This window comes from Fastidiosibacter lacustris, from assembly GCF_003428155.1.
Classification (GTDB): domain Bacteria; phylum Pseudomonadota; class Gammaproteobacteria; order Francisellales; family Francisellaceae; genus Caedibacter; species Caedibacter lacustris.
The window spans coordinates 1-11356 of the sequence record NZ_QLIR01000001.1; the positions used below are offsets into that span (position 1 = coordinate 1).

The 11356-nt window shown below is 39.3% G+C and carries 15 protein-coding genes and 1 other RNA gene; 11 read left to right on the forward strand and 5 right to left on the reverse strand.

The features are described from left to right. Positions 1–313 precede the first annotated feature (313 nt). Both DNJ77_RS00005 and DNJ77_RS00015 read right to left on the reverse strand, forming a co-directional pair. On the reverse strand, positions 314–1186 hold the full coding sequence (locus tag DNJ77_RS00005) for a M24B family metallopeptidase (RefSeq protein ID WP_157966520.1): 873 nt from the start codon (positions 1184–1186) through the stop codon (positions 314–316). A 289-nt stretch (positions 1187–1475) separates the two neighbouring features. Beyond that, a complete protein-coding gene (locus tag DNJ77_RS00015) occupies positions 1476–1727 on the reverse strand; it encodes a 2-oxoglutarate and iron-dependent oxygenase domain-containing protein (RefSeq protein WP_116962952.1) in 252 nt (83 codons plus the stop codon). A gap of 262 nt (positions 1728–1989) precedes the next feature. On the opposite strand from DNJ77_RS00015, the gene DNJ77_RS10135 reads away from it, so the two are divergent. Beyond that, complete coding sequence (locus DNJ77_RS10135) at positions 1990–2106, forward strand: aspartate 1-decarboxylase (protein ID WP_275667728.1); 117 nt, start codon at positions 1990–1992, stop codon at positions 2104–2106. Continuing rightward, complete coding sequence (locus DNJ77_RS00020) at positions 2085–2282, forward strand: aspartate 1-decarboxylase (RefSeq protein ID WP_275667729.1); 198 nt, start codon at positions 2085–2087, stop codon at positions 2280–2282. Before DNJ77_RS10135 ends, DNJ77_RS00020 begins: the two co-directional genes overlap by 22 nt. A 246-nt stretch (positions 2283–2528) precedes the next feature. On the opposite strand, the gene DNJ77_RS00025 is transcribed toward DNJ77_RS00020, so the two are convergent. The 3 genes from DNJ77_RS00025 to DNJ77_RS00035 form a co-directional block, all read right to left on the reverse strand. Next, a complete protein-coding gene (locus tag DNJ77_RS00025) occupies positions 2529–2804 on the reverse strand; it encodes a chaperone modulator CbpM (protein WP_116962953.1) in 276 nt (91 codons plus the stop codon). Positions 2805–2808: 4 nt separating this feature from the next. Continuing rightward, positions 2809–3741 (reverse strand): DnaJ C-terminal domain-containing protein, encoded by a 933-nt coding sequence (locus tag DNJ77_RS00030; RefSeq protein ID WP_116962954.1) that lies wholly within the window; start codon positions 3739–3741, stop codon positions 2809–2811. Between the two features lie 82 nt (positions 3742–3823). Next, entirely contained in the window at positions 3824–4291 is a 468-nt protein-coding gene (locus DNJ77_RS00035; RefSeq protein WP_116962955.1) for a peroxiredoxin, read from the reverse strand. 81 nt (positions 4292–4372) lie between these two features. On the opposite strand from DNJ77_RS00035, the gene DNJ77_RS00040 reads away from it, so the two are divergent. The 9 genes from DNJ77_RS00040 to DNJ77_RS00075 all read left to right on the forward strand — a co-directional run bounded on the left by DNJ77_RS00040 (position 4373) and on the right by DNJ77_RS00075 (position 11327). Further along, on the forward strand, positions 4373–4909 hold the full coding sequence (locus DNJ77_RS00040; RefSeq protein WP_116962956.1) for a YceD family protein: 537 nt from the start codon (positions 4373–4375) through the stop codon (positions 4907–4909). A 25-nt stretch (positions 4910–4934) separates the two neighbouring features. Further along, positions 4935–5120 (forward strand): 50S ribosomal protein L32, encoded by a 186-nt coding sequence (gene rpmF / locus DNJ77_RS00045; RefSeq protein WP_116962957.1) that lies wholly within the window; start codon positions 4935–4937, stop codon positions 5118–5120. A gap of 49 nt (positions 5121–5169) precedes the next feature. Next, positions 5170–6210, forward strand: coding sequence for a phosphate acyltransferase PlsX (gene plsX, locus DNJ77_RS00050; protein WP_116963185.1), 1041 nt, complete (start codon positions 5170–5172; stop codon positions 6208–6210). A gap of 5 nt (positions 6211–6215) precedes the next feature. Continuing rightward, positions 6216–7181, forward strand: a complete 966-nt coding sequence (locus DNJ77_RS00055; RefSeq protein WP_116962958.1) for a beta-ketoacyl-ACP synthase III — start codon at positions 6216–6218, stop codon at positions 7179–7181. 291 nt (positions 7182–7472) lie between these two features. Beyond that, positions 7473–7882: a transfer-messenger RNA gene (ssrA, locus tag DNJ77_RS00060) on the forward strand. 511 nt (positions 7883–8393) lie between these two features. Beyond that, positions 8394–8609: a helix-turn-helix domain-containing protein gene (locus tag DNJ77_RS00065; RefSeq protein ID WP_116962959.1), complete on the forward strand. Its 216-nt coding sequence runs from the start codon at positions 8394–8396 to the stop codon at positions 8607–8609. 54 nt (positions 8610–8663) lie between these two features. Further along, positions 8664–8966 (forward strand): type I restriction-modification system subunit M N-terminal domain-containing protein, encoded by a 303-nt coding sequence (locus DNJ77_RS10285; protein WP_239986698.1) that lies wholly within the window; start codon positions 8664–8666, stop codon positions 8964–8966. Positions 8967–9154: 188 nt separating this feature from the next. Next, a complete protein-coding gene (locus DNJ77_RS00070; RefSeq protein WP_239986709.1) occupies positions 9155–10240 on the forward strand; it encodes an N-6 DNA methylase in 1086 nt (361 codons plus the stop codon). After that, positions 10224–11327 carry a restriction endonuclease subunit S gene (locus DNJ77_RS00075; RefSeq protein WP_116962960.1) on the forward strand — a complete coding sequence of 368 codons (1104 nt, stop codon included), beginning with the start codon at positions 10224–10226 and terminating at the stop codon, positions 11325–11327. The genes DNJ77_RS00070 and DNJ77_RS00075 overlap by 17 nt, the downstream gene beginning before the upstream one ends. The last annotated feature ends 29 nt before the right edge of the window (positions 11328–11356 follow it).

Genomic DNA, 11356 nt, shown 5'->3' on the forward strand with positions numbered 1-11356 from the left:
GCTTTTTTACACCTGTTAAACGACGAAACTCATCTGCTGCTAACTTGTTTATCGTTTCCCATCTCATTGATCATATCCACCTTTAATTTTTAAATAGCTATTTTGCTAGATTAAATACGGTTTGGAAGGAACTCTAATTTTCTTCAAGAAAAAACTGGTATTCAAATAGTCAGTAAGGTACAAGCCACCTCAGGTTTGATGGTTCATATTTTTGGGCGAATAGCTGCTGCATTTAGGTTGTTATATGAAAAATTCAATCTCACTGCTTAAAGGGGAACCCTTGATTCGCATTTTACACATTACATTAAGTGCATTAAGATAGTGAGGCTTCTTCTGTGTATAGTTTGTGGTGAGTTGCCTGAAAAAGAAAATCAGTGCAAAGCTCATTTTTCAGCCAGACTTGTCCACCTATATCAAGCAAATGCATAACTTTATTTTCTATTTCCTGATAATAATTAATAATTTGTCTTTTTTCTTCTTCGGTCAAAAGTTCTGTAGCAATAAGCTTTTTACAATATGGCATAAGGGTTAGCGTTTCAAAACAATAAAATGGTTCAGATGTAAAATTCTGTTCCTTTTTTTCATGCTTTACCTCAGCGACTAAGCAAAGATTCTCGATACGAATCCCATATTCACCCTCTATGTATAGTCCAGGCTCATTGCTGACAATCATTCCTGGTTGTAAAGGAACACCTGAGGGGGCTTTTGAAATTTTTTGCGGTCCTTCATGTACGCATAATGAACTACCAACTCCATGACCTGTACCATGTTGGTAGTCTAATCCTTCTTCCCATAAATACATTCTGGCAAAGGCATCTAAGTGCTCTCCACAGGTTCCTTTTGGAAATTTAGCACGACCAAGTGCGAGATGACCTTTTAATACCAAAGTATAATGTTGCTTTTGCCTTGCCGTTGGTTTCCCTAAGTGAATTGTGCGCGTAACATCAGTTGTGCTTTCTAAATATTGAGTTCCAGAGTCAAATAAGTAAAGGCTGGAATCCGCAATTGTTTTATTGGTTTCCGGGGTAGGATCATAATGAATAACAGCACCATTGCTGCCAAAAGCACTTTTTGTTTCAAAGCTAAGATCAAGTGCATTTGGCATTTGCAAACGCAAGTTTTTTAATTTATCCGCGGCTTCTATTTCTGTTATCCCCTGCCGCCAATTTTCTGTAAGCCAATGCATAAAATTAATCAAAGCAACAGATACTTAAAATTATCGATATAAACGTCGCTACGCTCAAAATAAAACCCGTGGCAAGAATTGATAGTTCAAACTTCTGATAAAAAATAACTGCCATAAATGGCCACAACATAAAATAAACTGTCCATATTATGACACCACCAAATAAGACTATATGAATTACGCTAGGCATTTTCCTTAAAATAAAAAACATGTAATCCTCTCTTTCCAGTCAAAATTTGAAGTTTAAATTTATCAACCTGATTATTGCTATTTTGCAAACTCTAAAAATTCAGTAAGAGGTATAATTTGTGATCAAGCCTGAAGTTAGTTTACATGCGGTTTTGCGTTTAAAATCCATGTTAAAAAAATCAGTTAATCCTTCATAGGCTCTCTGTATGATTTTTTTGTCAATGCCATGCCCAGTAATCACAAAAAAACCTATCTCTTTGCATGCTTTATCAATTTCTATAACGGCATTATTAATTGCTTGCTGTGAGCCTAACCGTACTTCTGACAATTCAATAACAGGAATTTTATTCATCTTCAAGTCATCCTTTGTTTGCAATTCATAAAACTTTGATGCGGAAGACTTATCATTTCCCCCTCGACCTCAATCACATTCTAAACGTCACTGAAAGCTGATTGCAATACTTTTCTTACAAAATTTTACATATTTTGTATCTAATCTATGGAGTAATTAAAACTCAAGCAATTTTTGCAATTTTTCTTTATGGTAATAGTCGGTGTCTTGAATATAATGCTAACCTCCACAAGATTATAATATATAACCCCAAGGAAATTACATGAAACGCACATTATTAAAATCTAAAATTCATATGGCAACGGTGACTGAAGCTAACTTACGTTATTATGGTGCTCAATTAGTATCGATAGAGAGTTGTGCAAACAGGCTAACCTAATTCCATTTGAACGCGTAGAGATTTATAACTGTAACAATGGTGCACGTTTTGCGACCTATGTTATTCTTGGTGACAAAGGGGAAATTTGTCTAAATGGTGCAGCAGCACGTCATGTTGCCAAGGGGGATACAGTTATCATTGCCTCATATGCCCCGAATACGAAGAACAAGAATTAATACATCATAATCCTTATCTGGTCTTTGTTAATAAGCAAAATGCGTTAATTGAGATTAAGAGATATTTAGACTCATCGATTAATCATCCTTTCTGACATTAAACGTCAACTATAATCAGACCCAGTGCTTGATTTAAAGCTTGATTTTGTTTTTCACTTTTTCATCTTTTGTTCCTAGATTATAAGTTTTAGCCAGCATGACCTATGAACGAATTTACACAGTTATTTTATCCCTTCCCCAGGGTTGTCACTTATTTAACAATGCTTCAAGTTGCTGAATTTTTTCTCTTAATTGTAAGATAATTGAAATACCCGAGGCATTTACACCTAGGTCATAAGCAAGACGCATAGCAGACTTTGCTCGCACAATATCCGATGCTGCAATGTAATAAATATCTTGCTTATGCTCAGCATAAATCACTTCATGCTCAATCCACTCCACAATAATCGCTTGTGGAACACATAGCAATTTTGACAGTTCAACAACAGTAATATATTGGCTTTCTGATATGATTTCACTCATTACGTTATACTCCTAGCAGATCTTTACGTGGGTTAAATGCCATCTCCTTCTTCATTTTTTCATAGAAAGCTTTTTGAGTTTCAGAAACAGCTGGTGGCAAAATTACTTCCAACACTACATAATAATCACCATTTATTAATCCCTTCCCTTTTAATCGCATCTTTTTACCACTTTGAGTATGTGCTGGGACTGTCAATTTCATTTTGCCATGTGGCGTTGAAATGGTAATATCCGCACCCAAAGCAGCTTCCCACGGTGCAATTGGAATATGACTGTAAATATCGTTACCAACAACCTTATATTGCTGATCTGAACGCACAATAATCTCTATGTATAAATCACCGTTATGTCCTTTACCAATCCCTGCTTCTCCTTGACCTTTTAAGCGAATTTGCTGATGGTTTCCCACATATTTAGGAATTTTAACTTTAAGTTTTTTACTTTTTTGAACGACGCTTCCACGCTCATCTAAAGCCTGGTAAACAAAATGAAGTTCACGTTCAACACCGACTAACGCATCTTGGATAGAAATCTCAACCTTAGTGTGTAGATCTTGCCCATCGATATCAAATCCTGTATTTTGATGGCGATGTGAGCGTTGCTGGCGGAAAAATTCACCAAATATATCTTCATAACTGCCAAAACCTTCCGAACCATGAGAGTAATGGCGATAAGCACCATCATGTGCATATTGATTATCAAATTCACCTTTTTCTGCATGCTGCCAATTGCCATCATATTCATCATATAGCTTACGTTTTTTGCTGTCCTTTAACACTTCGTATGCATCTTGAACTTCTTTAAACTTTTCTTCAGCATTGGTTTCAGTACTAACGTCTGGGTGATACTTTTTAGCCAACCTTCGATAGGCTTTTTTGATTTCAGCATCACTGGCATTTTTATCAATACCTAAGATACTATAATAATTTTTTTCCATTTATTGTCCTTAATTCTAAATAGCAAGTCTCACACTTTTGACTGTGATAATGACGAATAACTCCACCTTGATCTTAAGTAATCTAATTTAGTCCTCTAAGGTACTCTAATACTTCCTCAACATGTCCTAGGACTGAAACCTTACGCCATTCTTTTATTAATTTGACTTCGGGATTGATAATAAAAGTACTACGTTCAATGCCCATATATTTTTTGCCAAACATGCTTTTTTCTTTAAGCACCTCAAAGGCATTACATAATATCATGTCTGTATCTGCTATTAATTCAAATGGCATATGATGCTTTGCCTTGAATTTTTCATGTGAGTTCAAAGTATCTTTTGAAACACCAAATATCACAGCATTGGCTTTAGCAAAATCTTCGCTGTGATTCTTAAATCCAACGCTTTCGATTGTGCAACCTGGGGTGCTGTCTTTAGGGTAAAAGTATAGTATGACATACTTGCCTTTGTAGTCATTTAACTTAAATGTTTTACCAGATGTTGTTGCTACTTGAGGTAACGTTACTTTATTGCCAACTTGAAAAGTCATTGTCTATACTCCTTAACTTCGATTATTATATACTTCTTATTAAATATGCTTACTTTAACAAAACCTAATAAGAGATAAAGCATGTCACAACAAAAAACCAATCACTTAAATCCGATTAAATCAGCTAAAGAGAACCTTGTAATCGACAAAACCTTTGTTTTTTCAAACTTAGATACACTTCATGATTGCGTCATAAAGGGTGAATATAGCTTTCACTTTAGTGGCAACTTTAGCTGTCAGCATGAAAAAACGTTGTTAGATGGGAAAGTCACAGGTAACGTTGAGCTTATCTGTCAGCGCACACTTGAGCCATTTACCTTCAATATAGAAAGTGACATTAAACTTGGTTTTGTTACTGATGATCGCTTCTTTAAAAACTTTCCTGATGACTACGAACCCTATATCTATAAAGATAACCAAATTGATTTAACTCATCTGATCGAAGAGGAAGTTCTGTTGTGTATTCCAATGATTCCAAAAAAAGAACGAAATGATTGTCAAGTTGAACAAAATACGCCATACTGTGGCGTTCTTGAAACTGGTGATACTGAAAAGCAGGACAAACACAACCCGTTTGCTGCTTTAAAAGAGCTAAAGTTTAATAAAAAATTAAAGTAGAAAGTAGTGTAATAGGAGAATAATAATGGCTGTACAGCAAACCAGAAAAAGTCGCTCAAAAAGAGATATGCGTCGCTCTCATGATGCATTAACTGCTGCTGCGCTTTCAACTGATAAAACTTCGGGTGAAGTTCACTTGCGTCATCACGTAAGTGCAAACGGTTACTATAAAGGAAAGAAAGTAGTTGCCGTTGCATCTGATGATGAATAGAATGAGTGCACGATAAGGCAATTATTCTAAATATACTGTGAGCACCGCAATTTCATATAAAATTTCTGTTGATGCTATGGGTGGTGACCATGGCTTAAAAACCACCATACCTGCGTGCATATCTGCATTGAACAAATATTCCAATCTGCATATTTCTATAGTTGGGATCTCTGACCAAATTGAGCAAGCACTAAGTGCATCTAAAAACCGCTATGATGCTAGTCGCTTAACGGTTGTTCATGCTAGTGAAATCGTTGAAATGGATGAATCCCCTGCTTTAGTATTACGTAATAAAAAGGATTCTTCGATGCGAGTAGCCATTAACCTTGTCAAAAATCATGATGTCGATGCTTGTGTCAGTGCTGGTAATACAGGGGCATTAATGGCAACTTCTAAATTTGTATTAAAAACACTAAACGACATTGATCGCCCCGCCATCGTTTATGCTATTCCATCCTTAGATCGAAAAACTAAGAAAATGGATCCAGCATACATGCTTGATTTGGGGGCAAATGTGAATTGTTCCTCTGAACAACTGTTTCAATTTGGCATTATGGGCTCGGTACTTGCTGCCAATTTAAAAGGCAAAGAACGACCTCGCGTTGCTTTGCTAAATATTGGTGAAGAAGAAATGAAAGGTTTAGATAGCATTAAGCAAGCTGCTAAAATGCTCCAAAATTGTGATCACATTAATTATATCGGTTATGTTGAAGGCAACGATATTTTTTCAGCAAAGGCAGATGTTATTGTATGTGATGGTTTTGCTGGTAATATCGCCTTAAAAACTATGGAGGGCACTGCTAGAATCATAGCCGACATGCTAAAAGACAGCTTCACTAGCAGTATATTTTCTAAGCTTGCGATGCTTATTAGTGCATCGGTGCTTAAAAGCCTAAAAAGCAAACTTGATACAAATCAATATAACGGTGCATCTTTATTAGGGTTACGTGGGATTGTGATCAAAAGTCACGGGGGTGCTTCTGCAGAAGCCTTTGAAACTGCAATCTATGAAGCGATTAAAGAAATCAAATTTAATATTCCACAAAAAACACAGTCGCACATTGAGCGAATAATGCAATCAGAAGGTTAAAGGATATGTTTGCAAAAATCATTGGCACAGGCAGTTATCTACCACAAATGATCTTGCGCAACGGTGAGATTGCCAAAATGGTCGATACATCAGATGAGTGGATTAGACAACGTGTTGGTATTAAAGAACGTCATATTGCTGATGAAACAGAAACCACATCCTTTATGGCAATTGAAGCTGCACGGCATGCATTGACAAGTGCTCACTTAACAGCAAACGACATTGATCTCATTATCGTTGCAACAGGTACAGCCGACTACATTATGCCTTCAACTGCCAGTATTGTTCAAATGAAACTTCATACCCCTAACTGTCCTGCTTTTGATATTTCTGCTGCCTGTAGTGGTTTTGTTTATGCGGTAGATATCGCCAAACAATATATTGAAAATGGAAGCAGCAAAAATGCACTTGTGATTGCATCAGAGCGTATGTCACGCACTTTAAACTGGCAGGATCGCTCTACATGTGTGTTGTTTGGTGATGGTGCAGGCGCAATTGTGCTTACACAAAGCAAAACACCTGGAATTATTGCATCGGTGCTTCATACCGATGGTCAAGGCAAAGATATTTTAAACATTCCTGGTCTTCTTCCTAAAAATGCTTTTGATGGCGTAAAACTTGAACAAAAACTCTATATGGAAGGTAACAAGGTTTTTAAAAAAGCGGTATCTGCATTAAGCGAACTGGTAAATGAGCTGCTACATGAGGCCAAATTAAGTTCCCATGAAATCGACTGGTTGGTACCGCACCAAGCAAACTATCGTATCCTTGAAGCAACAGCAAAAAAACTTAACATGCCTATGTCTCAAGTCGTGCTTACCCTGCAAAACCATGGCAATACATCCGCAGCCTCCATTCCGTTAGCGCTTGATTATGCAATACGTAATAACACGATTAAACCAGGGCAAACCATTCTCACGGAAGCTTTTGGAGCAGGTTTAGTATGGGGAGGTTTTATAGCAAAATTATAAATCTTCCCTCAACGACTTTCTTTACAAGAAGACATTGAAAAAGATCTTGCTATGGTTTAGCTTTTAGAACGTTTCAGCGTAATTATCGCAATGTTTTTAGCAGTAGGATTGTTGGCTTGCTTAAGTGATGAATTATCAAAACATCTTTCTGTTAACACATATCATTCCTCCACCGAAATTTTTATCTACACGTACTACACTTCAGGGTCATAAAAGTAATTACTTTGTGTGCTACTTAATCAAAACCTACTTGCCTTTGTATCTTATCAGCTTTACAATGACAGTGTCACTGGGGGCGAATATGGCTTCGACGGGAATGTCAAGGTCTTACGGTGCATGCCGAGGGTGTATCTGCCTCGTAAAACACGTTATATCGTCAGAATAACTGGCAACAATAAAAAAGCTCGCGTTGTGGCTAACGACAGCATTTTCGCTGTTCGTAAAGCTGCTTAATCTAGTTTAAAACCCTAGATACGCACGAACCGATAGTATTTGCTTGTGGATCTATCTTACGTTCGTTCATATTGACATAAGCTAGCTAAAGTGTCCGTCTGAACACTGATGTTAAATTCTAAGACTCGCTGGTTTCATACCCTGATTTATCGGGTAGACTCAAGTTAAACATAATAGATAAATCTAAGCATGTAGATCTGAAGATTGCGAGTTTACGGACGCGGGTTCAACTCCCGCCGCCTCCACCATTTTGAAAAAGAAAACCCGTCAATCCAGAGACATTCTCTGAGTAGGCGGGTTTTCTTTTTTCCCTTGTTTCTAAATGGTTTGCGCCCGTTTCACATCTTTCCAAATCACCTCTCCGCACCATCTATTCTCCCCATCTTCCAGCCTTTCTTTCTCTGTTTGACCACTGATTCTCTGTTTTCTTCGGACCAAGTCTGAAATACGTCACTTACAACGGTAGCATATACAATACCATCGATCTGTTTCGTTGCCTCGGACCAACTACTGCGCTAAGCCTCATAATTCGCCTTAATCGACTTTGCCATGCCCATACTTACGCAAAAAGAGTTGCCAGTGGTCAGTGGTTACGCCCGTGAGCATGCTTTTGCGGCCTTATCCGGACGAAAGCGTTTGACAATCGGCCCCTGCCTAAATATATTAAAGGGCATTTTAACTTGGGGAAGCTCCGCCCAGCATCCCCATTATCACCTCTGGCGTGGCAAGAAAACCAATCGCCCTTGAGGAGTCGGAGATATGACCGAGATAGAAGACCGCTGGTTATCAGTAGACGAGATAGGCAAGTACCTCGGTGTCAGCAGTGACACCGTTTACCGCTGGATCGACAAGCATGCGATGCCCGCCCATCGCATGGGTCGTCTTTGGAAGTTCAAAAAGGATCAGGTCGATGCCTGGGTCGAGGCTGGTGGCGCCAGTTCCACGCAAGACAAGTTGGAAGATAAAAACAATTAACCAACCTGCCTGGGCCAAGCGTAGCACGGCAGGCAGGCTCGGTGAGGATTTATAATGGCGAAGAAAGCGATTAATAACAAAAAACAAAAGAGCTTTGAGGAAACCCTTTGGGATTCCGCGAACAAGCTGCGCGGCAGTGTTGAACCTTCAGAATATAAGCATGTGGTGCTGAGTTTGATTTTTCTCAAGTTCGCATCGGATAAATTTGAAGAACGCATGCAGGAATTGATTGATGAAGGTCAAGGCGACTATGTGGGTATGGTGGAATTCTATACCATGAAAAACGTCTTCTATCTGCCGAAGAGACCCGCTGGAGCTTTATCAAGCAACACGCAAAACAAGATGATGTTGCCCTGAAAATTGATAGCGCCCTGTTCTCAATTGAGAAAGTTAACAAGTCCTTAAAAGGAGCATTACCAGATAACTATTTCTCTCGCCTAAATCTAGATGTTAGCAAACTGGCTGCTCTCATTGACACAATCAACAATATCAATACGCTTGCTGACAAGTCGCAGGATATTGTCGGACGGGTTTATGAGTATTTCCTGAGTAAATTTGCTCTCGCCGAAGGCAAAGGCAAGGGAGAGTTCTATACCCCCAAAAGCATAGTAAATTTGATTGCAGAAATGATTGAGCCCTACAAAGGCAAGATTTATGACCCCTGCTGCGGTTCGGGCGGTATGTTCGTCCAGTCCATGAAATTTATAGAAAACCACCAAGGAAACAAAAAAGACATCTCCATTTACGGACAGGAATATACTGGAGCCACCTATAAGCTGGCCAAGATGAATCTGGCTATCCGTGGCATTGCCGCCAACCTTGGTGAAGTTGCCGCAAGCACCTTTTCACGTGACCAGCACAAAGACTTAAAAGCTGATTACATCATGGCCAATCCGCCGTTCAACCAGAAGGATTGGCGTGCATCCGATGAGCTGACCGATGATTCACGCTGGTCAGGCTATGACGTTCCGCCAACTAGCAACGCCAACTACGGCTGGATTCTGCACATGGCGTCCAAGTTATCAGAAAACGGCGTGGCCGGATTCATTCTGGCAAACGGCGCTCTCTCCGGCGACAACACAGAGAAAGAAATCCGCAAGAAGATGATTAAGAATCACCTTGTGGAAGCGGTGATCATCCTGCCACGAAACATGTTCTACACCACTGATATCAGTGTGACGCTCTGGATCTTGAACAAAAATAAAAAGACCAGAACTGTTGAGCATGGCGACATTTCCCGCCACTACCGCGACCGTGAAGATGAGATTTTGTTTATGGATCTGCGTGAGATTGGCGAGCCGTTTGAAAAGAAATTTATACAGTTTTCAGATGAGCATATACAGAAAATTTCCAGCACCTATCACACATGGCAGCAAACTCTCGCTGAGACGGAATACAAAAATATTCCTGAATACTGCTATTCAGCGAGTCTCGATGAGATCAGAACCAAGGACTATTCCCTCGTGCCAAGTAAATATATCGAGTTTGTAAATCGGGACGAGAATATCGATTTCGATGAAAAAATGGCTGGCCTGCAGACGGAATTTACAGATTTATTGAAAGCAGAAGAAGCGTCAAAAAATGAACTGCTGAATGTATTCAGGGAGCTGGGATATGAGATCAAGCTATAAAAGAATGGGTGACTACATTCGCAAAGTAGACAACCGAAACAAAGATGTTCTCGTTACCGATCCTGTTTTTGAGATAGTCGATCACAATAAGGTACATCCCGAATATTTAATGATGTGGATGCGAAGGAGTGAGTTTGACCGATATGTGTTTTTTCGGTGTGACAGTGCCATTCGAGGAGGCTTCGGCTGGGAAGAACTATGTGATGTTGCACTCCCCGTGCCGACCATCGAAAAACAGCGGGAGATTGTGCGGGAGTACTACACCATTGTTGACCGGATTAAGTTAAACGAACAACTCAACCAGAAGCTGGAAGAAACGGCACAGGCTATCTACAAGCAGTGGTTCGTCGATTTTGAATTTCCCATGTCTAAAGAGCATGCCGCCAAAATCGGCAAGCCGGAACTGGAAGGCAAACCCTACAAATCCAGCGGCGGCAAAATGGTTTGGAATGATGAATTGGATCAGGAGATTCCGGAGGGGTGGGAAAATGGAACAGTTGAATCATTTTCTGAATTAATCGACGGTGATAGGGGGAAAAGCTACCCCAGTCAGGGTGATTTTTTTGAAGAAGGACACTGTCTGTTTCTAAATACTGGCAATGTTACAAAAAGTGGGTTTGATTTTTCTTCTACTAGTTTCATAACTGCAGAGAAGAATAATGCCCTAAGAAAAGGAAAGCTAAAGCGATATGACTCAGTTCTCACAACGTGTGGAACAGTTGGCAACTGTGCCTACTTCAGCGATGAAGTTGAGTATGATCATTTAAGAATCAATTCAGGAATGATTATTATTCGTTCTCTTGATGTGGCTAAATATAAAGTATTCAACTATCAGCTACTAAAGAGCCCAATGATGAAAAATGCGATATCCAGCTTTCTGTCGGGTTCGGCACAGCCACAACTCCCCATCAAAGACATTAGAAGAATCAACATTTTGAAGCCTGTGGATGCTTATATTGAAAAATCAATGGAGTTGATTGAGCCTCTTCAGAAAAATATTGATGGCAACAATAAGAATATTAGAAAATCAAAAGAGTTGTTATCGCTTCTTCTTTCCAAAATGACAAAAGCGGAGGCAATTGCATGACGATTGCCGCCGGAACCATCAATTACCAA

Coding starts and splice junctions, on each gene's coding strand:
- DNJ77_RS10135 (WP_275667728.1), top strand. CDS start 1,990: ATGAAACGCACATTATTAAAATCTAAAATTCATATGGCAACGGTGACT.
- DNJ77_RS00040 (WP_116962956.1), top strand. CDS start 4,373: ATGTCACAACAAAAAACCAATCACTTAAATCCGATTAAATCAGCTAAA.
- DNJ77_RS00015 (WP_116962952.1), bottom strand. CDS start 1,727: ATGAATAAAATTCCTGTTATTGAATTGTCAGAAGTACGGTTAGGCTCA.
- DNJ77_RS00025 (WP_116962953.1), bottom strand. CDS start 2,804: ATGAGTGAAATCATATCAGAAAGCCAATATATTACTGTTGTTGAACTG.
- DNJ77_RS10285 (WP_239986698.1), top strand. CDS start 8,664: ATGGCGAAGAAAGCGATTAATAACAAAAAACAAAAGAGCTTTGAGGAA.
- DNJ77_RS00030 (WP_116962954.1), bottom strand. CDS start 3,741: ATGGAAAAAAATTATTATAGTATCTTAGGTATTGATAAAAATGCCAGT.
- rpmF (WP_116962957.1), top strand. CDS start 4,935: ATGGCTGTACAGCAAACCAGAAAAAGTCGCTCAAAAAGAGATATGCGT.
- DNJ77_RS00055 (WP_116962958.1), top strand. CDS start 6,216: ATGTTTGCAAAAATCATTGGCACAGGCAGTTATCTACCACAAATGATC.
- DNJ77_RS00065 (WP_116962959.1), top strand. CDS start 8,394: ATGACCGAGATAGAAGACCGCTGGTTATCAGTAGACGAGATAGGCAAG.
- DNJ77_RS00005 (WP_157966520.1), bottom strand. CDS start 1,186: ATGCATTGGCTTACAGAAAATTGGCGGCAGGGGATAACAGAAATAGAA.
- DNJ77_RS00075 (WP_116962960.1), top strand. CDS start 10,224: ATGAGATCAAGCTATAAAAGAATGGGTGACTACATTCGCAAAGTAGAC.
- DNJ77_RS00035 (WP_116962955.1), bottom strand. CDS start 4,291: ATGACTTTTCAAGTTGGCAATAAAGTAACGTTACCTCAAGTAGCAACA.